This is a genomic window from Alkalibacterium sp. f15, assembly GCF_049389645.1.
GTDB lineage: Bacteria > Bacillota > Bacilli > Lactobacillales > Carnobacteriaceae_A > Alkalibacterium.
In genome coordinates, this window is sequence record NZ_CP186540.1 from 314,235 (window position 1) to 339,498 (window position 25,264).

A 25,264-nucleotide genomic window follows, 5' to 3' on the forward strand; every position below is an offset into this window, starting at 1 on the left:
GCTAATATAAAGATAAGAATTCTGAGGTGTACGCGATGCCTACAAACAGTGTTGACCGAACATTTTATTAAAACATTGGGATTCTAAAGGAGAAATTGCTGACATGCCTTATCATTTGGAAGTCAAATATTTTTCTGGTGAAGCCCACCTGCTTATAGCGGGTTCAACCTAATATGGCGTTCAACCGGCACCATCGGATTTCTTATACTTATTTTTAAACGGAGCCAAGACTTATGTCTTGGCTCTTTTTTTCCTTTTATTAGGTAATTAGTATAAACTTTAGTATAATTAATATAAGAATAAAAGAAGGGTTGTGTGTAACATGTTACAAGAGTATAAAACAATTTTAATAGCTATCGATGGGTCTTCTCAAGCAGAGAAAGCATTCAAAAAAGCAGTAGAAGTAGCAAAAAGAAATGATGCTGTTCTTGTACTTGCCCATGTAATTGACACTAGAGCTTATCAATCATTCAGCACGTTTGATGGCTCAATTGCTGATAACGCACGTGAAGAAGCTAAAGGTACCCTTAATGATTACAAAGCATACGCCAAGAAAGAGGGACTTTCACAAGTCAGAACTGTGTTAGAATATGGATCACCAAAAGTAATGATTGCAAAACAGATACCAGAGGCTGAAAATGTTGATTTAATCATGCTTGGTGCCACTGGTTTAAATGCGGTTGAACGTATATTTGTCGGTTCTGTTTCTGAATACGTTATACGTCAAGCTAAATGTGATGTCTTAATCGTACGTACTGACCTAGATAATAAATATACTGAAGAATAGATTCGAGAATAAAAAGGCTTCACAATTCCGGTAATTCGGAATTGTGAAGCCTTTTTTCAGTAATTATTTACTGAATTTTTGTACATCACGAGCAATCATAACTTCTTCATCTGTAGGGATGAGTAAAACTTTAACTTTTGAATCATCTGTCGAGATAATTCTTTGTTTACCTCTAACATTATTTTTCTCACCATCGATGTGAGCACCAAGGAAAGAAATACCATCAATGACTTTCTCACGTGTTTCTGGACCATTCTCACCGATACCGGCTGTAAAGACGATAGCATCAACGCCATTCATAGTTGCTGCATATGAACCGATATATTTTTTTACTCTATCTTCGAATATGCGTAAAGCCAATTCTGCTCGTTCGTTTGTATCTTCTACATCTTCTAAATCTCTCATATCACTTGAAATTCCAGAAATACCTTTTAATCCAGATTCATTATTTAAAATATAAATCATGTCGTTAATGGACTCAATACCTTCTTTTTCCATTAAAAACGGAAGTAATGAAGCATCGATATCGCCTGAACGAGTTCCCATCGTTAAACCAGCCAATGGGGTGAATCCCATTGAAGTATCCACAGATTTCCCACCGTCTACTGCTGTAATTGAAGCCCCATTACCCAAGTGGCATGTAATGATTTTCAGTTCTTCAATAGGTTTCCCCAACATTTCAGCTGCTTGTTGAGCAACATATTTATGACTTGTTCCATGTGCACCGTATTTACGGGCATTATGTTTTTCATAATATTCTAATGGAATACTATACAAGTAGTTTACTTTAGGCATTGTTTGGTGGAAAGACGTATCAAATACAGCTACACTTGTAATATCTGGTAAAATTTTTCTAAAAACTTTAATTCCTCTTGCATTGGCAGGGTTGTGTAAGGGCGCGAATTCAGATAAACTCTCGATCTGTTCAATGACTTCGTCAGTTACTAGTGCTGAATCTTTGAAAATTTCACCACCAGCAACGACACGATGGCCTACACCTGTAATTTCATTAAAATCACTAATGATGTTTAACTCCGTTAATTGTTTTAAAAGCATTTCAACAGCAATTTCGTGATTAGCAATATCGACAACTTGTTTAAATTTTTCACCATTATTATATTTAATTGTAAAAATAGAATCATTTAATCCAATACGTTCAACAACACCAGATGCTAACTCTTCTTCTTGTGGCATTATAAATAATTTCCATTTCAAACTTGAACTTCCAGCATTAATTGCAATCGTCTTTGACATATTAGTCGCTCCCTTTTTATAATTATATTTGTTGCTCTTTTTTCCATTCTTTTATATCTAGAATAAATTCTTTAAATGCATTCTGATCGTTGAGACTAGGTACAGTTGATACCAATACTTCAGAAACCTGTTTACTCTTATTACCTTTCTTCTGCACAATAAACAACGATTTTCTTGATTTGGGCGAACTGAACCATTCATGTGGCATATGGATAATTGCTTGGACATGCCCTACAGAATGAACATACTGTAGTAAACTTTTTACCTCTTCTGACTCAAACACATTTGTAGGTAACAAATAAAAAGCATACCCATTTTCTTTTAAATAATTAAACCCTTGTTCAATAAGTAAATAGTGGCTGTAAGAATAACCTTCTTCAAACCCAGTTTGAAATGCATCACTTTCTACATCTTTAGGATAATAGCCTATTGGAAGATCTGAGACCATTACGTCTACAGGATCTAATAAAAGAGGCTGCAAAGCATCTTGATGCATTAACTGAATCGGAATATTTAATAATCCTGAAACAGTAGACGCCAACGATATAAGTAATTCATCATTATCCACACCGGTCAATTTGATCTTGGAATTGTTAGAAAAGAGTGTCGTAAAAAGAGTATATAATAAATTCCCGCTTCCCACGGATAAATCAGCCAGATGTAGTGCCTCATCTTTATCATAAAATAATTCTATGAAATAAGACAATATGACCCCAATACCGTCAGGAGTCGGTTGATGATTAACTTGCAGTCGCTCTTCTTTTACAGTATTGATCAACATCATCTGTATGGCTTTTTTCTTTTCTTCCAGTGACAAATCATCAACAGATAGAGAGTCATACAATTTTTTCAACTTATCTCTAGTTTCTGGTTTAGGTAGGTTATTCTCAATTTGAATTTCCCCATTATCTATGATGTTTTCACCTGTTTCAATAAAAGCTTCTATAAAAGTAGAATCTAAATCATCTTTTATAAGTTGTGTCGATTCTAATAAGACAGTATAAAATTCTTCTACTTTAATGGTATCCACTACAACAACCCTTTCATTTTAAACAATATCTCAATTGTTATACAGCTTGAAAGTAAAACTCGCACACTTATATCATCTTAACTTATTCATAAGGCTTGTACAAGATTTAAGCTTTAAATATAATTTTTTCATCCTGCCATTACGACACTGTTCCAGATTTTTAGATATAAAAAAAGGAATCAAAATCTAAAAAGATTTATGATTCCAGTTTTTATCTTGCTTAGTTAGCTAAAGGATAAACAGATACTTGCTTTTTGTTTTTACCTTTACGTTCGAAGCGAACAACACCATCAATTTTAGCAAATAAAGTGTCGTCTCCACCTCGTCCTACGTTTTCACCAGGATGGATTTTAGTTCCTCTTTGACGGTATAAAATAGATCCTCCAGAAACAGCTTGTCCATCAGCACGTTTAGATCCTAAACGTTTTGATTGTGAGTCACGGCCGTTAGTTGTTGAACCGCCACCTTTTTTATGAGCGAACAATTGTAAATTCATTTTCAACATATTCAATACACCTCCATTACTTCCCATCGAGGGAATTAATTCGCAAATACTCCTGATATTCTTCTTCTGTACTTTTTAAAGATAAGTAAAGACTTCTCATAAGTATCTGACCAGTTTCCATTTGTTTTTGAGTTAAATCAGCAGGTAAAGTAAATTTTAAATATCCACCAGAATCATTTGCAGAAACCACATCAACAGGTATTTCAGCAATTTCTGATAGACTATTTACTGTACCGATACTTAAAGCTGAAACAGCAGCACAAACAATGTCATTACCGTATGGGCCAGCTTCAGCATGTCCAGATATTTCTACGGACATTATTTTAGAACCTTCACGGCGAAATTGAATGTCTATCATTTCAGTCTCACTTTCTCAAATATTAGTTAGATTTAATTGATGTAATAGAAACTTTTGTATAAGGTTGACGATGTCCTTTTTTTGTATGAGAATCTTTACGACGACGATATTTAAACGTTGTCACTTTCTTCATACGACCTTGTTTTTCAATCGTACCTTCTACAGAAGCACCTTTGATGAAGGGATTACCTACTACAGTATTATCTCCTCCAACAAACAAAACTTCGTCAAAAATTACAGAATCGCCAGCTTCTCCGTCTAATTTTTCTACGTAGATGTCTTGACCTTCTTCTATTTTAAACTGTTTTCCACCTGTTTTGATAATTGCGTACATGTTTGTTGCACCTCCTTTAATTGATGAATAAAACGTTTAGTTCTATTCTTAAGCACTTAGACTCGCCGTTATAAGTAGCAGAAGTCTACTTTTAAACTTATATACGAGCGGTTGTAGTTGTGGTGCTACACATTTACAACATTGTTATCTTACCAAATTAAACATTTAGAGTCAATCAATAGTTTCACAGCGAGTGATTTGCTGTTCGGTCATAAAAGATTTATCTTAAAAATTCAGCAGAAGAAATGAATCGATCACTAAATTTTTCAGCAAATCCCAAATCATGTGTGATCATAATAACCCCGACATCATTTTTGATTATCGACTTCAGCAACTCTCCAAAACGATTAGCCGTATCTTGATCCAGTGCAGAAGTAGGCTCGTCCAAGCATAAAATTTGTGGTTCCAACATTAAAGCACGAGCAATGGCCACGCGTTGCTGTTGTCCACCAGACAATGCTTTTGGATAAACATCCTGCTTATCCAAAATAGTTAATTTATCTAATAACCGTTCAGCTTTCTTATCTGCATCTTCTTTACTTAATTCCTTATTGAGTATCGGGCTAAGCGTACAATTTTCTTTGACAGTTAAATTAGGGAAAAGCTGAAAATCTTGAAAGACTAGTCCGATTTTTTTATTGGCGCTATTGTAGGATTCGTGAGTAGAGAATAAAGTTTCGTCATCCAATTTAATCTGTCCTTCATCTGGTGTATCTAATTGATTCAACAGACGAATAAAGGTTGTTTTTCCTGAACCAGATTCTCCTACGATAGAAACGATTTCTCTTTTGTTCACCGTGAGAGAAAAATCTTTTATAAGATCGATACCATTCATTTTTTTACTCAAATTATTAATCTCAAGCATCAGTCAATCTCCTCTATATTTGATAATTATTCTCGATTTTATTCAATAAATATGAAATGATTCCCGTTATGATGAGGTACAATACACCGACAAACATGAAGGGAACAAGAGAGGCATATCTGTTAGCAGCAATTTGACCTGCTCGCAAAACTTCTCCTAAACCTAGGATATAAACAAGTGATGTATCTTTGACTAAAGCGAGAACTTCGTTTCCTAAACTTGGGAGAGTCGTTTTTAAAACTTGTGGAAAAATGACCTTAGTATACCCTTTAAAATGAGCTATACCTAAAACTTTCAAAGCTTCAAATTGACCACTTGGGACGCCAACCATTCCCCCTCTGAATATTTCTGCAAAATAGGCTGCATAATTTAATACAAAAGCAAAGACAGCTGATGGAAACCGATCAAGCGTTATTCCAATATATGGTAAGCCAAAAAACACAAACATTAACTGAAGCAATAGTGGTGTCCCTCGCATAACATAAATATATAGCGTAATGATTCCCTGTAAGAATTTAGGTCCATATACTTTGACCACTGCCACACCTAAACCTAGGGGAAGGGAAAGTACTAATACCAAACCAAACAACTTCAAAGTTAATTCTAAGCCTCCAATGATAGAAGGCAAGGCTGACCACAACATAAGCTTCACTCCTATTATTTAATCTTACTTACTGAACCATGTTTGGTAAATATCATCATACGTGCCATTTTCCATAAGTCTTTCAAGTGATCCATTAAATTCTTCTCTCAAATCATCATCTTCCTGTCTAAATCCAATAGCGTATTCTTCATTACCAAAGTTTTCTTCTAAAACTTTATAATTAGGTGCCTTGTTTTGAGCCATATAGAAACGGCCTAATGTTTCATCTACGACGATTGCCTCACTGCGACCAGAAATCAAATCATTGAAGACATCGTTATTTGATGGAAATTGAATAACTTCTCCGTTATCAAACTGAGAAATAATATCTGATGGATCACTTTCAATAGCACTTACTGCACTAGAAGATTGTTGAGCGGCTACCTTTTTGTTTATTAAATCTGATTTCATCTCTATATCATTCTCTTCCAAGGTAATAATCAACTGACTATTCTCTAAATAAGGTGTGCCAAAATCAACTTTTTCTGCACGTTCTTCTGTTATTGTGTAGCCGTTCCATATCATATCAATGTTTCCGGCATTTAATTCTGTTTCTTTCATTGCCCAATCGATCGGCTGAAATGTTATGGAACGGTCCAAATCTTCTGCTACGGCATTAGCTAAGTCTATATCAAAGCCAATTAATTCACCGTTATCGTCTCTGAAACCCATTGGGGCAAATGTATCATCCAAACCAATGACGTACGCGTTATCTTCAGCTCCACTTTCAGCCTCATTTGTTTGACATCCGGTTAATACGATTCCCGATACCAGTAACCCCATTAATAGCTCTTTTGATTTATTCATTAGTTTTTCCTCCTAAAGTTTTTCATTATTTTTATTTGTCCATCTATTTTACGCAAGTCTGCAGTTCTTACATAAAAAAAAAACGCCCTTTAATCCTCTTAAAAAGAGAATTAAAGGACGATTAAATATCGTGATCCCACCTTTATTCGTAACAAATATAATTAGCTTGTTACCTCAACACGTTCACAACTGCTAAACGCTGGCACGATAACGGGTGCATCCGGTCAAGCTTACTCGATTTTCAGCTTAAAGCTTAGAGATGTGTTTTCAAAGTAATCTTTTAGTTACTTTCACCTACCGTAACCTCTCTGTAAAAGATATCTTATACTTTTTCTCATCATAGCTTTTTTATTATTTTTTATATCATAGCATAATTATTTTTTAAAACCAAATAATTTTTTCCAAATGCTCACTTTTTCTTCTTTTACAGTCATTAAAGGAACGGTATCTCCCAGTATTCTTCTTGCAATGTTTCTATAACCCTGTGAAGCCGGATGATTCGGATCTAAGACGACCGGATTCCCTTTATTGGATGAACGCACAACTTCATCATCCTCGAAGACAATACCCAAGAGTTTTATAGACAGATGTCGTGTTATTTCTTCAATATCCATCACATCTCCTGCCTCCATCATACCTTTTCGAATACGATTGATAACTAATTGTGGCGACTGGATCGAAGTCTGTTCAATTAATCCGATAATTCTATCTGCATCTCTGATAGCTGATATTTCTGGTGTGGTTACTAAAATTGCTTCATCAGCTGCAGCTATGGAATTTTTAAATCCTTGTTCAATACCGGCAGGACAATCAATTAAAATATAATCAAAATCGGTTCTCAGTTCATCCACCAGTTCGATCATTTGGGTCTCGTTTATGGCATTTTTATCTGCATGTTGCGCAGCCGGAAGTAAGAATAACTGATCATTAAATCGTTTATCTTTTATAAGTGCTTGATGTAATTTTGCTCTTCCTTCTACTATGTCGATAATATCATAAATGATGCGATTTTCCAGACCAAGTATTACGTCTAAATTTCTTAATCCTATATCCATATCTATTAAACAAACTTTTTTACCTTGAAGGGCTAAAGCTGTTCCAATATTTGCTGTGGATGTTGTTTTTCCTACTCCACCCTTACCTGATGTGATAACTATGGCTTTACCCATTATAAATACCTCCTGCATGTTTACCAATTTCCGGACGAATGGCTTTTAAATTTTCTAGGGGAGAAACTTCAATGATATGTAAATCATTAACATAAACAAATTCAACAGTATCAGAGTTTTCATCGTTGTTCTGATCTTTTTTTTCAATGACGTGAACATTATCTCCGATACGCACTTGTGCATTATAACGGAAATTAGCTACCACCACTGCACTTTCTTTACCGTTGATACCCGCATGAGCTATTCCTTTTAACTCACCTATTATGAAAACACTTCCTGTGGCACGTACTGTTCCTCCGGGATGAACGACCCCAATTAGTAACATATCACCCTCAGATTCAACGATTTGACCACTTCTAACTGTCCTGACTTCAAGCGACGGACTTATCTGGTTATGCCACTTCATGAATTTGTCCATTGACATGACATCTGCTTCAAATGAAGAAACTTTAAAGTAGTCATCTTCAATAATATCAGTCATCTCTTTTTTTTCGTCATCAGTTAACTCTCGCTGACCAGTTTTTACATGGAATTCAATTTCTCTTCCAGCTTGAGAATCTGTTTTTAATTGCTCTGTCAATGTTTTAAGATCTTTATACACGTCTTGCATAGAAGCTGAAGATTGTATAATAAGTTGATAACCTTCTTTTGTACCCTTTAATGATACAGCACTCTTCATATTGTCCACCTCTAGTTTTTATCTAATTGACGTACTTTTATTATTTTTACCCGTTTTGTTTTCATCTATATTAACTAATACTTTCATCCATTCTCTAAGCGGATAACCAATAATCAGAAATACGACTGTATTAAATACTAAGGTTCCGCCTAAACGATTAACTAAAAATAGTTGGAGTGTCAAATCAGATAATCCGATGCCTCTATATACCCCAAAAACGAATAATTCCATAATCGTTAAGACCACTACATTAACCAATAGTATAACATAGAAAAAAGGATTGATAATTTGACGTATTTGAATGACCAGATAAGTCATTAGAACAAAGGCAGCAATATACACACCTAAAACGCCACTATAATAACTATCGTAGATGAATCCAAAAGTTAGTGAAAGACCAAATAACTGCTTTGGATCCAAATAAAAAGCCAGCATGATGAGAGTGACAACTACTAATCGTGGTATCATCAAGCCTATAGAAGAATTTAATTGATCATGAAATAAATAGGTCAGACCTCCGTCGATGAGTAATGTAAAAAACAACAGAAAAATGGGTATAATAATTTTTTTCCAATTAGACATTACTCTTCACCACTCTCAGCTGTACGGTGAATAATCGTTACAAATCGAATATTATTAAAATCTGCCGATGGAGTCACATACACTTGTTGAGCAAGACCGTGTGAATCCATGGTTACTTCATTTACCTCACCAATGATCAAACCTCTAGGAATAGATCCGCCTAACCCGGAAGTTGTCACAAGTTCTCCTTCTTCAATGTCCAGAGTAGAAGTTATTTGAGACATTAGTAAGCGGTCAGTTTCATTATTATAATCACTTATTAATCCATATACTGTATCGTCTTCCATTACGACCTCTGAAGAAACTTGATTGGATGTTTGTTCGATATTTGTTAATAAAACAACTTTTGAACTCGTTGGATTTGTTTCTGAAATTCTACCGATCAATCCATTCCCAGACATTACTGGCATACCTACTTCTACACCATCTTGACTCCCGCGATCAACAACAATCTGATCAACCCAATTGTCTGGATTTCTGGATATAACTGTACCAGATATAGTCCGGTAATCTGTTAATGATTCTTTTAAATCAAGCTCTTCTACTAATCGCTCGTTCTCGTCTTTAAGCGTGTTTAATTCCGCTTGCCGTTCATAGATACGATCTATTTCAATTTTCAATCTTTGGTTTTCTTCATACGTATTTTGTAAATCATCAATTGAATCAAAAACATTTATGATGGCATTAGCGGGTTTTGAATATACTCTACCTAGAACTGCAGTAATATCATTGGTTGCTTGCTGCACAAAAGGTATATTCCCAGTATTTCTCGTCGAAAATGAAATAAGTGAAACAAACAAAATGACACTGACAAGTAATACGATTAATTTTTTATTTGTAAAAAATTGGTTCAATTATGACACCTCTTATAATTTAACTTTGCTTATTTTACCATAGATCATCGACTGTTCGTAGATGTAGATACAAAATGAGTGAATCATACTTATGTACCAATAAAAAGTTGGTACTAAGTTAGTAATAAGTGATTGTTCATCAAACTAGCGGGAAGAACGTCTTCCCGCTAGTTTGATGTATTTATCTAGATTGCTTTCTGTAAATATCTAAATGATTTAATGCTTCACCAGTTCCTATTGCTACGCAGTCTAAAGGATTGCTTGCAACAAAAACAGGGACATCTGTTTCTTCAGCAATCACATCGCTGAGATGTTTCAGCATTGCTCCGCCGCCCGTTAAGACGATACCTCGATCAATGACATCAGCTGAAATTTCAGGTGATGTATCTTCCAATGTTCCTTTAACAGCAACAAGGATACTTTCTATCACTTCTTTGATAGCTTCAGCTACATCAACCGCTGGAATTGAGATTGTTTTTGGTAATCCAGTTAACAAGTCTCTCCCTCTGATATCCATAGAACCCATGTCTTTTGCTGCCTCAATAGAAGCACTACCTAATTCCATCTTCACTGCTTCAGCAGTTCTTTCACCTATAAGTAAATTATATTTATTTCTTATAAACTGAATAATCGACTGATCCATTTGATCACCCGCCATCTTGATCGTGCGACTGCTTACAATACCTCCTAAAGATATTGTAGCAACATCAGTGGTTCCTCCGCCAATATCAATTACCATACTACCGGTCGGTTCATTGACAGGTAAACCTGCACCAATCGCCGCTGCAAATGGTTCCTCTATTAAATAGGCATCTCTTGCACCGGCCATTTTTGCCGCATCGATGATTGCTCTCTTTTCAACTTCTGTACCGCCACCAGGAACACATACAATTACTTCAGGTTTAGTCCCTCGTCTTCCTACTGCTTTGGTAATAAAATATTCAATCATCGCAGCTGTCGTATCAAAATCAGCAATAACGCCATCTTTCATCGGACGTAAAGCAACAATACTTCCAGGTGTACGACCAATCATTTTTTGAGCATCTTCACCAACTGATACAACTTCATTAGTTCTTTTATCTTTCGCTACCACTGAAGGTTCGCCTAAGACAATACCTTTTCCTTCTATATACACTTTTGTATTAGCGGTACCTAAATCAATACCGACCCCTTTTTTTCTAAACCAGAACACTGAAAAATCTCCTCTCAAATCTCTAACTCACTAATATATTTTTAATTTAACATTACAATATATAATTGTACCCTTTTCCAAGTGATTATGCACTAGCTAACTTACATTTTATTTCAAATTTAATATTTGAAACGTGACATTGACTTGTTTAAATATACTAAAAAACCGAGTAGGATAAAAATCCTACTCGGTTAAAAATTATAATGGTTTAGTATTACGCTTTTTCTACGTTTGTTGCTTGAGGTCCGCGTGCGCCTTCTTCAATATCGAAAGTAACTGCTTGACCTTCGTCTAATGATTTGAATCCTTCTTCGTTAATAGCTGAGAAATGTACAAATACATCTTCTGCACCTTCGCGCTCGATAAATCCAAATCCTTTTTCTGCGTTAAACCATTTTACTGTACCGTTTTCCATATTACTGTTTCCTCCTCGTGCCTTGAATGCACAAATTATTTCACATTATTGCTAAAGGTACGAATCGGAATGTTATTAAACATTACTTGGTTCTTTCCCTAACAAAATGCTACATTTATACTACCATGCAAAAATAGATATCGCAAGTAAATAACCCTAATTGATTAAAATTAATTGACTGCTACCCTTAAATATTCATCAAAAAAAATTACAATGCCCCGCATTCTTTTAGACTGACATATCGATCTTCTCCTATAATAAAATGATCAAGAAGTTCGATGCCCACAATTTTCCCGGCTTCACTCATTCTTTTCGTAAATGCCAGATCCGCTTCTGAAGGTTCAGGGTTTCCAGATGGATGATTGTGAGCGATGATGATTCTTGCAGAAGAATATTTGATAGCAGCTTTAAAAATCTCCCTAGGATGAGCGACGCTGGAGTTTAAACTTCCTTTAAATATGGTCTCTTTTTTTATTATTTCATTTTTAGTATTTAAAAACAATCCGACAACTAGCTCTTGTTGTAAACCTTTAAGTTCTTCCATTAATAATTTCCCAACAAATTGACTTGAAGTAATGACACCTTCTTTCAAAACTGTTGATTTTGCCATTCGTTTACCAAGTTCAATAGAAGCAAGTAATTCAACCGCTTTTGCTTTCCCTATACCTGGTATGGATAGTAATTCTTCAAGAGATGCGTTTTTAAACATATATAAATCATCAAAGTATGAGAAAACCTGCATGCTCAGCTGTAACACATTGTAGTCCTTGGTCCCCGTTCTCAATAAAATCGCGAGTAATTCATGGTTCGCTAAGGCAGCAGGTCCATATTCTGCCATCCTCTCTCTAGGTCGTGACTGTTCTGGAACATCAACAAATTTTTGATTAAGCATATATTTCCCTCCTAAATAAAAAGAAGAGAAGATTTTAATCTTCTCTTCTATATACACTATCCATTAAATTATTTTCTCACTTTTTATTTTCATTAAAACTTCTTCCAAACTCTCGCAAATATCTAGCGTTTTAGCTTTTGCCTCTTCATTCGGGTGAATTAAGTCGGGAACCATTATGACTTTGTATCCAGCTGAACAGGCCGCTCGTATACCGTTTAAAGAGTCTTCCAGTACTAATATTTCTGACGCTTCATTCCCAACTAATTGAACTGCTTTTTGGAATATTTCAGGATGAGGTTTAGATTTAGCAACCTCATCTCCCCCTATGAAATCATCAAAATATATGTGTAAATCAGTTAATCGTAATAATTTGTCTACGATCTTTCTTTCTGAACTAGAGGCTACAACTGTTTTGTACCCTTTTTCTTTTAAATAGGTAAGCAATTCTATAAGTCCTATTTTCAACTGAGGTAGCTCAGAAAATAAAAGATCTTCCAAATCCTTTTTACTATCGACAATAAACTGATTCACTTTTTTTTCTGGAAACTGTCTATACATCGCTTCAAAGAAATCAGATTCACTCACGCCGATATATTTCTTATAAAAAGAATAATCGAAGGGAATATTCAAAGCGTCCGCAGTCTTTTGATTAGCCCTATAGTAAAGAGGTTCGGTATCAAACATTAAGCCATCCATATCGAATATTACAATAGAATTCATATTTACCCTTCTTTTACTTGTTTTAGTTTTACGATTTGGTTCGTTATAGCATCATATTTCTCTTTGTAGTCTTTGCCTTTTTCTTTTTCAGCATTTACGATCTTATCTGGCGCATTTTGGACAAATTTTTCATTTGCCAGTTTTTGCTCCACTCTGTCTATTTCATTTTGCCACTTCGTTTTTTCCTGCTCTAGTCGTTCTATTTCTTCTTCAATGTCAACTAAACCAGCTAAGGGAAGATATACTTCTGCTCCGGAAATAACTGCTGATTTCACTTCGGCTGGCACGTCAACTTCAGTATCAATGATCAGCTCATTAGGATTACAAAATCGCTCGATAAATGACCGGTTCTCAAATAAGAAATCTTTTTCTTTCTCACTTTTTGTTTTTATCAATATATCAATCTTTTTAGATAACGAACGATTAGCTTCTAATCTTATCGAACGGACAGAACGAATCAATTCGGTGAGCATCTTCATATTGATAATTGCTTCATCATCTTCGAATTCACTTGAAGTTACAGGATACTCTGCCACTACGAGCGATTGCCCTTCGTGAGGAATATGTTCCCATATTTCTTCTGTAACAAACGGCATAATTGGATGGAGTAAGCGCAACGTTTGATCCAGCACGTGAAGCAAGACAGACTTCGTAGTAACTTTTTGTTCATCTGTTCCTTGAATGAGCAATTCTTTACTCATTTCAATATACCAGTCACAGTAGTCATCCCAGATAAATGTGTATAGTCTTCTGCCGGCTTCACCGAATTCGAATTTTTCAAACAATTCAGTGACTTGTTTAATTGTTTCATTTAACCGGGCTAAAATCCATTTGTCTGCAATAGATTTCTCTCCCGACATGTCCCTATCAGAGTATGAAAAATCTTCTAAATTCATGATGACATAACGACTGGCATTCCATATTTTATTGATGAAATTCCAGGAAGCATCCATTTTTTCATAACTAAAGCGAACATCCTGCCCAGGAGCTGAACCATTTGATAAGAACCACCGTAAGGCGTCCGCACCATATTGATCGATCACTTCCATTGGGTCGATACCATTGCCTAATGATTTACTCATTTTTCTGCCTTGTTCATCACGAATAAGACCATGAATCAATACATTTTTAAATGGCGCTTTCCCGGTAAATTCTAAACTTTGGAAAATCATGCGACTGACCCAGAAGAATATGATGTCATATCCAGTTACTAAAGTACTTGTCGGGAAATATTTCTTGAAATCCTCTTCATCTTCGTTGGGCCAGCCCATAGTGGAGAAAGGCCAGAGAGCTGAACTGAACCACGTGTCAAGCACGTCATTATCCTGCTCCCAATTTTCACTGTCTTTAGGAGCGGCTTCTCCTACATATATCTCACCAGTTTCTTTATGATACCAAGCGGGAATACGGTGTCCCCACCAAAGCTGTCTGGAAATTACCCAATCGTGTACATTTTCCATCCAGTTATTAAACGTTTTTTCGAATCGTTCAGGTACAAACTCCACTTTATCTTCAGTTAATTGGTTTTCTAGCGCACGTTCAGCTAGTGGCTGCATTTTAACAAACCATTGCGTTGACAATCTCGGTTCGACGATAACGCCAGTACGTTCTGAGTGTCCGACACTGTGGATCATCTCTTCAACTTTTATTAGATACCCTTGATCTTTCAAATCTTTAACTAAAGCTTTTCTCGCTTCAAACCGATCCATACCTTCGTATTTTCCAGCTAATTCATTCATTGAGCCATCAGTACTCATGACATTCACTTGCTCTAAATCATGACGCTTACCGATTTCAAAATCATTAGGATCATGGGCTGGAGTGATCTTAACCACACCCGTCCCGAACTCTGCGTCTACATAATCATCCGCAATAACAGTTAATTCACGTTCTACGATAGGCAATAAAACTTTTTTGCCAATCAAATGCTGGTATCTTTCGTCGTCAGGATGGACAGCGATTGCTGTATCCCCGAGCATTGTCTCTGGACGAGTTGTGGCGATTTCTACTGTCTCCTCAGTACCAATGATTGGGTATTTGATATGGTAAAACGCGCCATTCACATCTTTATGATCCACTTCGATATCAGAGAGCGCAGTTTGAGCTTTAGGATCCCAATTGATAATATATTCTCCACGATAAATCAGACCTTTTTTATACAGATCAACAAATACTTTGTTTACCGCGTCATTGAGTCCTTCATCTAGAGTAAATCGTTCTCTGGAATAATCAACCGAGATACCTACTTTTGACCATTGAGTCCGAATGTTACCCGCATATTCCTCTTTCCATTCCCAAACTTTTTCTATGAATTTTTCTCTACCTAAGTCATATTTCGAGATAGAATCCTGCGCTAGTTTTTCTTCGACTTTAGCTTGGGTAGCGATCCCAGCATGATCCATGCCTGGTAACCATAACGTGTCATGCCCTTGCATTCTTTTTTGACGAATGATGATGTCTTGTAATGTCGTATCCCAAGCATGACCTAAATGCAATTTACCCGTAACGTTAGGCGGTGGGATAACAACCGAGTAAGGTTCAATACCTGTTTCATTCGGTTTGAATAAATCCTCTTTTACCCACTGCTCGTATCTTCCTTCTTCTACTTTTAAAGGCTCATATTTTTTTGACATATCTTTTGCTTTTTCCATTTAGTTTCACTCCTTTTTTTCATAAAAAAAAGCACTCATCCTAAAACTATAGGACGAATGCTTCGCGGTACCACCTAAATTATCATTACATAATTGAATAATGATCTCTTAATAACAGAAATAATGGCCTGTTAGTCCAGCTATAGCTACTTCTCTTCACTATATCAGCTTTCATGCTACTTCTTAATTAGACTAATCAGGGATTTCCAGCAGACACCCATTCTCTGAGATTATCATAATCAATACTACTCATGATCATTGCTTATTCTATTTAGTTATTTAACTTAATTCTGCCTCTTCATGTCTTGCAGCAGATAAAGCTTCTTCAAAGTGCGGATCGCCTGACATCTCTTTTACTATTTCTCTATGGACAATCTGTCCGTGTCTGTTTAAAACAAATACAGCACGCGCTATTTTATCTAATCTTTTAATATATAAGCCATATTCTTTTGCAAAAGTTCGTTCGCCATCGTGTAACAATATGGTTTCAACATCTTTTGACTGACCCCATTCTGATTGTTGTTCTACGGTGTTTGTTGAAATAGATAGAACGGTCGTATTGCTTAAGTTTTTTGCCTCTTCGTTAAAAGTATCTGTTTGTCGTGCACATGTACTTGTTACTATATCAGGAAAAGTACTCAAGATAACAACTTCTCCTACAAAGTCTGAAAGTTTTACATCCTCGTTCTTTAAATTCTTAAGGTTAAAGGAAGGAGCGTTATCTCCCACTTCTGGAATTGGTCCGTTCGTTTCGAATTTCTCACCTTTTAATGCTACGTCCATGATTTCCCCTTCTTTCGTATATTATACACTCAGTGTAACTGTTTCGAAAGAGGATTTGCAAATTAAACATCATAATAAATCAGCAAATGTTTTTTCTAATTTCTTATTCTCATTTGTTTCTGTATTTATTTGTTCGATTTTTATCCCGTTCAAAGCATTGGTCATTAAATCTGAAACATTCAACATATTCTCGAAATCTTGAATTTTGTTCAATTTCGGTTTAGTCTTTGGATTGCTTGAAGCAAAAATAGTGCAACAATCTTCAAAAGGCTGTATAGCTAATTCAAAGGTATCAATTTGCTTGGCGATATCTATAATATCATTCTTATCCGTAGTGATCAAAGGACGCAATACCGGTGTGCTCGTTACTGCGTTGATCGCCAGCATACTTTCAAGCGTCTGTGATGCAACCTGTCCTAGAGACTCACCATTGACAATAGCTAACCCGTGACGTTTTATTCTGATTTCGTCGGTCAACCTGAACATCATTCTTCTTGTGATTGTCATGGAGTACTCTTCCGGAATCACTTTTTTTATCTGTTCTTGAATTTCTGTAAAAGGAACCTCAATAAATGTGATTTCTCCAGCAAAACGAGCTAATTTGGCTGTTAAATCTTTTGCTTTTTTTAACGCTTGGGGACTAGTATACGGAGGGCTATGGAAATGAACAGCCTCAATCTCCATCCCCCGTCTCAGAGCCAAATAGCCTGCTACAGGTGAATCTATACCACCTGACAGCATAAGCATACCCTTGCCAGACGAACCGACTGGCAGACCGCCTAAGCCCTGAAGTGTATCGATTGAAATATAGATTCCGCGATCTCTTACTTCAATTCTTGCAGTTAATGTAGGATCCTTCATTTGAACATGAATATCATCGAAAGCATCCTCAACTGCTGTACCAATCATGCGATTAATTTCATGGGTGTCAAATTCAAATGAGTGATCTGCTCGTTTCGTATTGATTTTGAAAGACATTCCTGGACTGTAATGGCTTTTCATTAAATCTATGACCGCATCCTTAGCTGCATCGACCGATTTTTCAACTCTTATAACTGGTGAAAAGGATTGAATACCGAATACATCATGCATCTTTTCAATCACTGACTCAGCATCTTCACCGTTTAATTTCACATGCATACGATCACGATTAAAGGTGATTTTCAAGTCCTTATATCTTAGCAACTCACTTCTTAAATGTTTATTTAATTTTTTAATAAAGTGCTTCTTATTTTTACCTTTAGTGGATAGTTCCCCGTATCTTATCATTATTTCCGTGATTTCCAAATTATTACCCCTTTATTCAATTAATTTCAATTGTGAATGTATCTCGTTGAATACTTTCTTAAAAACATCTACCTCTTGTTCAGTATTTAGATAGCTCAAGCTAATACGCACAGCAGATTCTGCTTCGCTTTTTGTGTAACCCATTTCTGCGATAGCATGAATTTTATCTTTTTTCTTACTTGAACAAGCACTTGTAGTTGACGTATAAATATCTTCTCTTTCTAATGCGTGAACCACTACTTCTCCTCGAATGTTCTTTATTCCAAAACAAATGATATGAGGGGCACTTTCTTTTGGCGTAAATACTGTTACTTTATCAAGCGTTGATAGATAATCTATAATCAGATTTTTCATCTTTACTAATTCAACTTTACTATCGGTCTTTTTTTCCATCAGCAATCTTAATGCCTTGGCCAAAGCAACACTTCCTGGGACATTCTCAGTACCGCTTCTCAGGTTATTCTCCTGCCCTCCACCACTCATCAAAGGAGCAAGTTGTCTACCTGCTTTTACGTAGATGAAACCTGTTCCTTTAGGCGCATGAAACTTATGGCCTGAAAAAACGGCCATATCGATCCTTGAGGAATTTAAATTCAAGTCTATTTTACCAACAGCTTGAACCGCATCCACATGGAAATGGATAGACGGATAGTGTTCGAGCAGCTCACCCACTTTTTTTAAAGGCTGCAGACTGCCCGTTTCACTGTTCACTGCCATTAAAGATACCAAAACCGTTTCTTTTGTGATTGCATTTTCCAGTTCATCAATATCAATTTTCCCTTCCTTATCAACCGGAAGATAAGTGACATCCCATCCTAAATTTTCAAGCTGCTCCAAACTTTTGATTACTGCAGGATGCTCCGTCGAGGCTGTAATAACATGACGACCATAATTCATTTTTTCAATAGCAGTACCTTTTATAGCCAGGTTATCACCTTCCGTACCGCCACTGGTAAAATATATTTCACCTTCACTTATATTCATTATATGAGCAATTTGCTTTCTAGATTGAGATAAAAGCTGCTGAGAGTGCTCACCTAACTGATGTAAACTCGACGGATTACCAAAATAGTTTTCGCTGACTGATTGGTAGGTACTAAGTACTGTCGATTCTATTTTTGTTGTAGCGGCATTATCAAAATAAATCATCTGGCACCTCTTCTTAATACTTGTTTTAATCAAACTTTATCTATTATAACAAAATCTTTCATTGCCTCAAGCTGCCAGTGGTATTTCCATTCTACTAGAGTTCTCGAAAAAGACTCTTAGCCGATACTTTTGCAATCGGTCTAAGAGTCTATACGTATGATTTATGCGTAGTTTTTTTCTTTATTATAAATTGCTTTAACTTCTTCAAAAGCTCCTGCTTCTATTGATTCCAGTTTTTCTCTTACCATTTTAAGTGACGTTTCATAGTCATATTCATCTAAAAATAACGCTTCGCTGTATTTGATTGTTTCAATCACACCTGGGTATTCTTCTTTATAACGGTACAAGCGTTGACTAGTTAGTTCAGTGAGTAGCGCATTGTCTACTATTTTCTCCGTTTCATCCGCTAAATGCTCGATATCCTCATCACACAGCGCGTGAAGCTTCGTTACTTCTTTAAAATCTAATTTCGGTCTCGCTAACTCTACCGAGAGTTGTTCCAAATGATCAGTGGTATAGAAAAATATATCTAAATAATCATTCGGAAGACCTGGGAGATGTTTTGCTTGTATATATCTTTTCATTTCTCTTAAAGACTGTTCCATATCCTCTAGGTCATTTTTGATTTCTTTTTCTTTTTCTCTATAAGAGTATAAGCTTTCAGAAAGAGAATCGTATGACTTTGAAAGGTTCTCAAATCGATCGAACGCTTGGATCAACAATGTTTCTGCATCTGAGTAAGCTATATCATTTTTACCAACCTGAGCTGAAACATCAGAGACAAGTTGTTTCTGTTCTTTCACAACCTTGTTCAGTTCCAGATACGTTTCATGCTCTTCTTGATAAAGATGATAACTTTGACCTATACGATCAAGTTCCAAACTCAATTCCTTGCTTTGATTAGTAACATAGTACATAATCTTCGGCAATTTCCTCGAGAGCTTTTCAGTAGCATGTTTGGCACTTATTTCTTTTTCCATTGTACCGTATAATTCATCAATTAAATCCTCAACAATTTCTTGTTCAGATTCTATGGCTTCCAGTTTAAGCTTAGATAATAGCTTCTTTAAATGAGTGATTTTACCAGCGAGAAGACTGATTTTTTCTTCCATATCAACCGATTCAGGAAAATTATACTCTTGAATAACTAGTTTTTTATGACCTTCTTCGATTTCTTCCAGTTGTTTATCGTAATTGTTTTCTATTTTATCATTAAGTTTAGGTATAGATACCATCATTATTTCCATTTCAGTTAAGCGTGTTTCCAATTGGCTCACAACTTTTTTCGCTTCTTCGTGGTCTCCCGAGGCGGTCAAGTCTGAGAAAGAAGTGAATAAATTTTCCATTACTCCCAATTTCTCTTCAAGACTATTGATAGAATCCCCAAATGTGAAGCTTTTGGCTAACAGTTCTTTTCTAACTTTATGGTAACGTTTTTTAATTGTTTCTATTTTCCTTAGGTTTGCTTGTTCTCTCTGTAAAAGCTCCTCTAAATTTTGAGATGTTATTGCTAAGCTATTCTCAGTCTCTTTTATTAACTCAACCGCCTTTTTTTCACTCTTAGTCGATTGATTAAAACGGTAACGATCAGTGGATTGTTCAGCTTCAAACAAATGAGACTCAATCGTTTGTAGATTCTTTCCTTCAATGTTATCAATGTCAGTTATTACTGCATTAGCTACTTCTTTCGATTGACCCGTGATCATCATTTTATCTAAAGTACGGACCTTATCAGTTGGAATTTTATTATAGAGTTCTTTTTTTTGACTATCTAGCTCATCAATTCTTTCAAAATGTTTCTTTTTCATATAGTATGTACTGATATAAATTAATACAGCAAGTAATACAAGACTTAATGTAACAATTAATTCTACTGACATGCTTTCGCCTCCAACAATTCTTTGCCTTTTATGGCTTAGTCTCTCTTTTGTATAGTATATCAAACTTATGTAAATTATGTTATACTAGCAAGCAAATTAAATAAATTTAATTACAGAAAGGATCAACTTATGTCACGCACGATAAAATTCATGTTAAATAAACAACTAGATGCCATCATCAAAGAGGAAAAAAATACAGTAGCTAATTTAAGTAATGCTTCTGCTTTGTTGTTTGATCAGCTTTCCAATATTAACTGGGCAGGCTTTTATTTATGGGATCCAGAAGATGATGAATTGGTTTTAGGACCCTTCCAAGGTAAAGTTGCTTGCATTAGGATCAAACAGGGCGAAGGGGTCTGTGGGACTGCTTTTAAAGAACAACAATCCCTAATTGTCGATGATGTCCATCTCTTCCCTGGTCATATTGCCTGTGATGCTGCAAGCCAGTCGGAAATAGTTGTTCCTATAACAAAGAATGGTAAACAAATCGGTATTTTAGATATCGATGCACCTATTAAGAACAGATTCTCAGAAGAAGACCGCTCTATGCTAGAAGAATTTGTAGCTGTTTTGTTACAGTATATAGATATTTAAATACCGATCTATGATAATTTTTCCGATTTATGCTTTGTTTACCGAGTAGCGAACTAAATAATCATCAAAAAAAGGCTGGGACAGTGTCCCAGCCTTTTTTGCAGATTTTATTATCTGTTGTAATATTCAACGATAAGTGCTTCTTCGATTTCAGCAGCCATTTCTTCACGTAATGGTAAACGTGTAAGTGTTCCTTCTAATTTTTCATCATCAAATGATACAAAATCAGGACGGCCAAAGATTGATTCAACAGATTCTTTGATTATTTTCATATCTTTAGATTTTTCTCTTACACCAACAACATCATTAACTGATACGCGGAATGATGGGATATCAACGCGTTTGCCGTTAACAGTGATGTGTCCGTGGTTTACTATTTGACGTGCTTGACGACGTGTTGTTGCCAAACCAAGTCTATAAATAACGTTGTCTAAACGTTGTTCTAGTAAGACCATGAAGTTAACACCATGTTTACCTTCACGAATTTTACCTGCTTCAGTAAACAAGTTAAAGAATTGACGTTCATTTAATCCGTACATGAAACGTAATTTTTGTTTCTCTTTTAATTGCATACCATATTCTGACAATTTAATACGTCCTGTAGGTCCATGTTGACCTGGTGCGTATGGGCGACGTGCTAATTCTTTACCAGTACCTGTTAAAGAGATGCCTAAACGTCTTGATTTTTTCCATGATGGTCCAGTATATCTTGACATTATAAAATTCCTCCATTGTTGTATATATTTATGGAGTAAAATAACGTTTGAAAGCTCAGCAATACGTGCAGTTTCTTTTCAATCTTCACCTTTGCAGCCGCTGGTTACACAATTGTGCTCATATACTTTATGGCAAGAAACTGTTGACGCGGTTACCGCTTTCCGCTGCGATATTTTACACAATTACAAGTATAGCTCTAATTAAGTTTTAAGTCAACTATTCATCTTGATTTAAAGCATTGAAGAAAAGTAAAAACTAATGGCTGATACTAGTCCGCCTAAAGTCGTTCCCCAAATCAAATCGATAATGGTAATCTTTAATGGCCAATTTTCAAGAGTTGCTAAATTGGTTAAATCATAGGTTGCATAGGTAATAAAACCAAAGAACATACCACGAAGCAGCGCTTCAACGATGCTTTCTGACAATAAAGCGGGATGAATAACAAAAAACACTAAGCCAAGAACGAAAATCAAATAAAATATGATTGCCGCTATCCAATTGGGCTGATCTTTCATAATAAAGCCAATTTGGTCTCTATATAATTTATTAGCGATCAGACCTAACCAAGCTATATCGATTAAGAAAAATACAGCAAGTGTAATCATGTATATAATAAAGTACCTCACTAGATAACCTCCTGTTTTTAGGTGATTCAGATATAAATATGCTGTTTTTTTAGCATGCTACCGGAAAGTGCTTTGATTTTCAAAATGTTTCTTAAATAATGATACACTCGAAACATAGCCGAATCTCTAGCCAATATCCACAATTAATTTGTTCTCAGATAAACATATTGATTTACTAACCAGTTATCATGAATAATGTATTTAATTATTCAGTAATGTATGCGACGGCAACAGCACCAACACCTGCACCTACTGCAATAATCGCGGAACTCTTCGTAATATATTCTGGTTCTTTATTTAATGTGTCTTTCAGGGCATCAGCAAATTCTCTTCCTAATAGAGGATCGTCTACATAGGTAACAGCATAGTGCTTGATGCCTTTTGTTTCGTCGATGTGTTTCATATGTTTCAAGATTTTTTTAAGCGCTCTGCTAGGACGGAAAGCAATTTTAAAGATCCCACCTTCACCATTCTCATCCAAGGTTATTATCGGTTTCAGTCCTACTTTCTTGGCAATACCGCCTGCGCGTACACTCAGTCTTCCAGAAGCAATCATATTATCCAGCGTATTGATTTTAACCAATATTTTAGACTTTCCAATCGATTTTTCTGCATCTGATAAAATTTCATCAACTGATTTATTAGCCTTTAAGTTCTCGATTGCCTGCCATACGATCAACCCTTCCGCAACGGAATTCTGTTTCGTATCTATGATATGAATCGCCTGCTTGTTCTCATTGAACTTTTCAGCAGCTTTTGAAAAAGCATTATAGGTCCCACTTAACGCTTTTGCGACAGAAAAGACCAGAACATTCTCATAATAAGACAATAAATAATGGTAAGCATTTTCGATACTCTTAACCGTTGGTTGTGATGAAGTTGGATGGGTCTTCTTTGATTTTGCTAATTCAAAGAGTCTCTCGTTACTTACGGTAAGTTTGTCTACGTAAGATTCGTCTCCAACAAGTAGCGACATGTGAATCACATGGACTTGAGCATCATCGATCAATTCTTTTGGTAAGTCCGCAATCGAATCAGTCATAATAACAGTTTTATATTTTCTGTTATGGATCCGGTCATACTGCTCAACCATATCATCGACCTTCTGTTCAATGATTCTTCCATGATCAGAAAGACGTTTAAACATCTCGGCAGGGTCATTCGTGTGAATGTGCAATCTGGTTTTTGTTTTACCTTTAACTTGAACAATTGAATCGCCAATATCAGATAAGAGACTTTTTAAATCAGCAACATTTGAATCTTTTTCAATTAAAGCTTCAGTACAATAACGATAGTGAAAATCATCGTTATCATGATGCTCAATAGCTGGAATTATTTCTTCTACTTCTGTAATATCCTTTGTAATTAAATGCCCATGGATGCCATCTAAAAACCCTTTAATAAAATAGGCAAAGCCTTTAGCCCCTGAATCGACAACAGACGCTCGCTTAAGAACTTTTAACTGATCGGTTGTGTGCTCAACAGCAATCTCCACATTTTTCAAGGCTGCTTCAAGCAGTGTATCAAAGGTTCCCTGGCGACCTAGTTCTTTACTTAACGCATCATGAAAAACGGTCATGGTGGTTAAGATCGTCCCTTCAACAGGATTTTCCATTGCTTGATAGGCATACTCCATCCCATTTTTACTTGCCGAAACAAAGTCTTCTTTTGTGATAACTGTTTCGGCAGTTATTCCTTCGCTGAACCCTTGAAAGTATTGGGCAAAGATTAATCCGGAATTCCCCCGTGCGCCAATAATAGCTGAATCTGCAATAGACTCCAAGGTTGTTTTGGTATTTTCTTTTAATTCTGAATGATAAACGATGCTGTGCATAGTAGAGAAAAGATTACTTCCTGTATCCCCATCTGCTACCGGAAAGACATTGATTTTATTTAAAAACAATCGATTGTTCATAACCTCTTTTGCACCATTAATCAAGCTGATATATAATTCATCGTGTGTAATTGTATCCATTGTTGTCCCCTACCTTTTCTCATAGTCTGATCAATCAGATATACTTATATAAACGTTACCTTTATTTAAGTATATTTGAACTATTCCAATAATTTAAAACCCATATTTCTTTATTTTTGTTCAACTATAAGTTGGCTATTTATGACATAAACAACTAAATAGTACCACTAGTAACTATTTATGGCCATAAATATTTGGCAAATATAATAAAACGGTCAAATTAGTTTAGTGTACGTATCTACTATAAATTATACAATAAAATGTATACACCTGTCATTAAAACTGACTCATTTATAAATTTTTTTAAATATAGTAAACTCGTTTAATCTTGCTCTTAAAAGCATTTAAAAGTATTTAAAAAGTTGTTTTCAAATAAAAAAAATAGAGAGTTTCCATTTCCAGTAGCTAAGCAAGTAAACTTATACTTGGTATTTTATAGTCTAAATATTTTTTTCGGAACTTGAAATACTGAAAATAACTGATCAGTCATTATCAAAAATACATTTATTGGAACAG

The 25,264-nt window shown here is 35.6% G+C and carries 26 protein-coding genes, 1 other RNA gene and 3 other annotated features; of the genes, 3 read left to right on the forward strand and 24 right to left on the reverse strand.

The window, feature by feature from the left end:
• Window positions 1-15 precede the first annotated feature (15 nt).
• Together ssrS and ACO1PF_RS01585 are read left to right on the forward strand one after the other, a co-directional pair.
• Window positions 16-204: non-coding RNA, 6S RNA (gene ssrS / locus ACO1PF_RS01580), on the forward strand.
• Window positions 205-322: 118 nt separating this feature from the next.
• On the forward strand, window positions 323-787 hold the full coding sequence (locus ACO1PF_RS01585) for a universal stress protein (RefSeq protein ID WP_423189628.1): 465 nt from the start codon (window positions 323-325) through the stop codon (window positions 785-787).
• A 63-nt stretch (window positions 788-850) separates the two neighbouring features.
• Here ACO1PF_RS01585 and ACO1PF_RS01590 read toward each other — a convergent pair whose 3' ends face one another.
• The 21 genes from ACO1PF_RS01590 to ACO1PF_RS01690 all read right to left on the reverse strand — a co-directional run bounded on the left by ACO1PF_RS01590 (window position 851) and on the right by ACO1PF_RS01690 (window position 20,836).
• Entirely contained in the window at window positions 851-2,041 is a 1,191-nt protein-coding gene (locus ACO1PF_RS01590; protein ID WP_423189629.1) for an acetate/propionate family kinase, read from the reverse strand.
• Window positions 2,042-2,063: 22 nt separating this feature from the next.
• Window positions 2,064-3,071 carry a class I SAM-dependent methyltransferase gene (locus ACO1PF_RS01595; protein ID WP_423189630.1) on the reverse strand — a complete coding sequence of 336 codons (1,008 nt, stop codon included), beginning with the start codon at window positions 3,069-3,071 and terminating at the stop codon, window positions 2,064-2,066.
• Between the two features lie 220 nt (window positions 3,072-3,291).
• Window positions 3,292-3,576: a 50S ribosomal protein L27 gene (rpmA, locus tag ACO1PF_RS01600; protein WP_071847648.1), complete on the reverse strand. Its 285-nt coding sequence runs from the start codon at window positions 3,574-3,576 to the stop codon at window positions 3,292-3,294.
• 16 nt (window positions 3,577-3,592) lie between these two features.
• Window positions 3,593-3,934, reverse strand: a complete 342-nt coding sequence (locus ACO1PF_RS01605) for a ribosomal-processing cysteine protease Prp (RefSeq protein WP_423189631.1) — start codon at window positions 3,932-3,934, stop codon at window positions 3,593-3,595.
• A gap of 22 nt (window positions 3,935-3,956) precedes the next feature.
• A complete protein-coding gene (gene rplU / locus ACO1PF_RS01610; RefSeq protein WP_423189632.1) occupies window positions 3,957-4,268 on the reverse strand; it encodes a 50S ribosomal protein L21 in 312 nt (103 codons plus the stop codon).
• A 48-nt stretch (window positions 4,269-4,316) separates the two neighbouring features.
• Window positions 4,317-4,391 (reverse strand) — a sequence feature (ribosomal protein L21 leader region).
• A gap of 97 nt (window positions 4,392-4,488) precedes the next feature.
• The gene (locus ACO1PF_RS01615) at window positions 4,489-5,133 is read right to left on the reverse strand and encodes an amino acid ABC transporter ATP-binding protein (RefSeq protein ID WP_423189633.1); all 645 of its coding nucleotides are present in this window, start codon (window positions 5,131-5,133) and stop codon (window positions 4,489-4,491) included.
• Window positions 5,134-5,146: 13 nt separating this feature from the next.
• Window positions 5,147-5,776 (reverse strand): amino acid ABC transporter permease, encoded by a 630-nt coding sequence (locus ACO1PF_RS01620; RefSeq protein ID WP_423189634.1) that lies wholly within the window; start codon window positions 5,774-5,776, stop codon window positions 5,147-5,149.
• Between the two features lie 24 nt (window positions 5,777-5,800).
• On the reverse strand, window positions 5,801-6,583 hold the full coding sequence (locus ACO1PF_RS01625; protein WP_423189635.1) for an amino acid ABC transporter substrate-binding protein: 783 nt from the start codon (window positions 6,581-6,583) through the stop codon (window positions 5,801-5,803).
• Between the two features lie 110 nt (window positions 6,584-6,693).
• Window positions 6,694-6,933, reverse strand: a binding site (T-box leader).
• Window positions 6,934-6,957: 24 nt separating this feature from the next.
• On the reverse strand, window positions 6,958-7,752 hold the full coding sequence (gene minD / locus ACO1PF_RS01630) for a septum site-determining protein MinD (protein WP_423189636.1): 795 nt from the start codon (window positions 7,750-7,752) through the stop codon (window positions 6,958-6,960).
• Window positions 7,745-8,431 (reverse strand): septum site-determining protein MinC, encoded by a 687-nt coding sequence (locus tag ACO1PF_RS01635; RefSeq protein WP_423189637.1) that lies wholly within the window; start codon window positions 8,429-8,431, stop codon window positions 7,745-7,747. The genes minD and ACO1PF_RS01635 overlap by 8 nt, the downstream gene beginning before the upstream one ends.
• Before the next feature lie 18 nt (window positions 8,432-8,449).
• Window positions 8,450-9,013, reverse strand: a complete 564-nt coding sequence (mreD, locus tag ACO1PF_RS01640; protein ID WP_423189638.1) for a rod shape-determining protein MreD — start codon at window positions 9,011-9,013, stop codon at window positions 8,450-8,452.
• A complete protein-coding gene (mreC, locus tag ACO1PF_RS01645) occupies window positions 9,013-9,867 on the reverse strand; it encodes a rod shape-determining protein MreC (protein WP_423189639.1) in 855 nt (284 codons plus the stop codon). Before mreC ends, mreD begins: the two co-directional genes overlap by 1 nt.
• A 181-nt stretch (window positions 9,868-10,048) precedes the next feature.
• Entirely contained in the window at window positions 10,049-11,059 is a 1,011-nt protein-coding gene (locus ACO1PF_RS01650) for a rod shape-determining protein (protein ID WP_423189640.1), read from the reverse strand.
• A gap of 214 nt (window positions 11,060-11,273) precedes the next feature.
• Window positions 11,274-11,474 carry a cold-shock protein gene (locus ACO1PF_RS01655; RefSeq protein WP_423189641.1) on the reverse strand — a complete coding sequence of 67 codons (201 nt, stop codon included), beginning with the start codon at window positions 11,472-11,474 and terminating at the stop codon, window positions 11,274-11,276.
• A gap of 208 nt (window positions 11,475-11,682) precedes the next feature.
• Window positions 11,683-12,366, reverse strand: coding sequence for a RadC family protein (gene radC, locus ACO1PF_RS01660; protein WP_423189642.1), 684 nt, complete (start codon window positions 12,364-12,366; stop codon window positions 11,683-11,685).
• Between the two features lie 63 nt (window positions 12,367-12,429).
• Window positions 12,430-13,086, reverse strand: a complete 657-nt coding sequence (locus ACO1PF_RS01665) for an HAD family hydrolase (protein ID WP_423189643.1) — start codon at window positions 13,084-13,086, stop codon at window positions 12,430-12,432.
• Between the two features lie 2 nt (window positions 13,087-13,088).
• Window positions 13,089-15,737: a valine--tRNA ligase gene (locus ACO1PF_RS01670; protein ID WP_423189644.1), complete on the reverse strand. Its 2,649-nt coding sequence runs from the start codon at window positions 15,735-15,737 to the stop codon at window positions 13,089-13,091.
• Between the two features lie 46 nt (window positions 15,738-15,783).
• Window positions 15,784-16,005: a binding site (T-box leader), on the reverse strand.
• Window positions 16,006-16,016: 11 nt separating this feature from the next.
• Window positions 16,017-16,520: a thiol peroxidase gene (locus ACO1PF_RS01675; RefSeq protein WP_423189645.1), complete on the reverse strand. Its 504-nt coding sequence runs from the start codon at window positions 16,518-16,520 to the stop codon at window positions 16,017-16,019.
• A gap of 69 nt (window positions 16,521-16,589) precedes the next feature.
• On the reverse strand, window positions 16,590-17,807 hold the full coding sequence (gene thiI / locus ACO1PF_RS01680; RefSeq protein WP_423189646.1) for a tRNA uracil 4-sulfurtransferase ThiI: 1,218 nt from the start codon (window positions 17,805-17,807) through the stop codon (window positions 16,590-16,592).
• 12 nt (window positions 17,808-17,819) lie between these two features.
• Window positions 17,820-18,956, reverse strand: a complete 1,137-nt coding sequence (locus ACO1PF_RS01685; RefSeq protein WP_423189647.1) for a cysteine desulfurase family protein — start codon at window positions 18,954-18,956, stop codon at window positions 17,820-17,822.
• Between the two features lie 161 nt (window positions 18,957-19,117).
• Window positions 19,118-20,836, reverse strand: a complete 1,719-nt coding sequence (locus ACO1PF_RS01690; protein WP_423189648.1) for a septation ring formation regulator EzrA — start codon at window positions 20,834-20,836, stop codon at window positions 19,118-19,120.
• A gap of 129 nt (window positions 20,837-20,965) precedes the next feature.
• Here ACO1PF_RS01690 and ACO1PF_RS01695 point away from each other — a divergent pair, with 129 nt between their 5' ends.
• Window positions 20,966-21,430, forward strand: coding sequence for a GAF domain-containing protein (locus tag ACO1PF_RS01695; RefSeq protein WP_423189649.1), 465 nt, complete (start codon window positions 20,966-20,968; stop codon window positions 21,428-21,430).
• A 110-nt stretch (window positions 21,431-21,540) separates the two neighbouring features.
• Here ACO1PF_RS01695 and rpsD read toward each other — a convergent pair whose 3' ends face one another.
• The 3 genes from rpsD to ACO1PF_RS01710 all read right to left on the reverse strand — a co-directional run bounded on the left by rpsD (window position 21,541) and on the right by ACO1PF_RS01710 (window position 24,748).
• Window positions 21,541-22,146, reverse strand: coding sequence for a 30S ribosomal protein S4 (gene rpsD, locus ACO1PF_RS01700; RefSeq protein WP_423189650.1), 606 nt, complete (start codon window positions 22,144-22,146; stop codon window positions 21,541-21,543).
• Window positions 22,147-22,377: 231 nt separating this feature from the next.
• Window positions 22,378-22,773 (reverse strand): DUF2177 family protein, encoded by a 396-nt coding sequence (locus tag ACO1PF_RS01705; protein ID WP_423189651.1) that lies wholly within the window; start codon window positions 22,771-22,773, stop codon window positions 22,378-22,380.
• Between the two features lie 205 nt (window positions 22,774-22,978).
• Complete coding sequence (locus ACO1PF_RS01710; protein ID WP_423189652.1) at window positions 22,979-24,748, reverse strand: DegV family protein; 1,770 nt, start codon at window positions 24,746-24,748, stop codon at window positions 22,979-22,981.
• Window positions 24,749-25,264 lie beyond the last annotated feature (516 nt).

Bases quoted from the DNA above. Each gene is read 5' to 3' on its own strand.
- ACO1PF_RS01635 (WP_423189637.1), bottom strand. From the start codon at position 8,431: ATGAAGAGTGCTGTATCATTAAAGGGTACAAAAGAAGGTTATCAACTT.
- rpsD (WP_423189650.1), bottom strand. From the start codon at position 22,146: ATGTCAAGATATACTGGACCATCATGGAAAAAATCAAGACGTTTAGGC.
- ACO1PF_RS01665 (WP_423189643.1), bottom strand. From the start codon at position 13,086: ATGAATTCTATTGTAATATTCGATATGGATGGCTTAATGTTTGATACC.
- ACO1PF_RS01670 (WP_423189644.1), bottom strand. From the start codon at position 15,737: ATGGAAAAAGCAAAAGATATGTCAAAAAAATATGAGCCTTTAAAAGTA.
- ACO1PF_RS01695 (WP_423189649.1), top strand. From the start codon at position 20,966: ATGTCACGCACGATAAAATTCATGTTAAATAAACAACTAGATGCCATC.
- rplU (WP_423189632.1), bottom strand. From the start codon at position 4,268: ATGTACGCAATTATCAAAACAGGTGGAAAACAGTTTAAAATAGAAGAA.
- ACO1PF_RS01615 (WP_423189633.1), bottom strand. From the start codon at position 5,133: ATGCTTGAGATTAATAATTTGAGTAAAAAAATGAATGGTATCGATCTT.
- ACO1PF_RS01620 (WP_423189634.1), bottom strand. From the start codon at position 5,776: ATGTTGTGGTCAGCCTTGCCTTCTATCATTGGAGGCTTAGAATTAACT.
- ACO1PF_RS01710 (WP_423189652.1), bottom strand. From the start codon at position 24,748: ATGGATACAATTACACACGATGAATTATATATCAGCTTGATTAATGGT.
- ACO1PF_RS01655 (WP_423189641.1), bottom strand. From the start codon at position 11,474: ATGGAAAACGGTACAGTAAAATGGTTTAACGCAGAAAAAGGATTTGGA.
- ACO1PF_RS01685 (WP_423189647.1), bottom strand. From the start codon at position 18,956: ATGATTTATTTTGATAATGCCGCTACAACAAAAATAGAATCGACAGTA.
- ACO1PF_RS01585 (WP_423189628.1), top strand. From the start codon at position 323: ATGTTACAAGAGTATAAAACAATTTTAATAGCTATCGATGGGTCTTCT.
- ACO1PF_RS01675 (WP_423189645.1), bottom strand. From the start codon at position 16,520: ATGGACGTAGCATTAAAAGGTGAGAAATTCGAAACGAACGGACCAATT.
- ACO1PF_RS01625 (WP_423189635.1), bottom strand. From the start codon at position 6,583: ATGAATAAATCAAAAGAGCTATTAATGGGGTTACTGGTATCGGGAATC.
- ACO1PF_RS01690 (WP_423189648.1), bottom strand. From the start codon at position 20,836: ATGTCAGTAGAATTAATTGTTACATTAAGTCTTGTATTACTTGCTGTA.
- ACO1PF_RS01605 (WP_423189631.1), bottom strand. From the start codon at position 3,934: ATGATAGACATTCAATTTCGCCGTGAAGGTTCTAAAATAATGTCCGTA.
- ACO1PF_RS01590 (WP_423189629.1), bottom strand. From the start codon at position 2,041: ATGTCAAAGACGATTGCAATTAATGCTGGAAGTTCAAGTTTGAAATGG.
- minD (WP_423189636.1), bottom strand. From the start codon at position 7,752: ATGGGTAAAGCCATAGTTATCACATCAGGTAAGGGTGGAGTAGGAAAA.
- rpmA (WP_071847648.1), bottom strand. From the start codon at position 3,576: ATGTTGAAAATGAATTTACAATTGTTCGCTCATAAAAAAGGTGGCGGT.
- radC (WP_423189642.1), bottom strand. From the start codon at position 12,366: ATGCTTAATCAAAAATTTGTTGATGTTCCAGAACAGTCACGACCTAGA.
- mreD (WP_423189638.1), bottom strand. From the start codon at position 9,013: ATGTCTAATTGGAAAAAAATTATTATACCCATTTTTCTGTTGTTTTTT.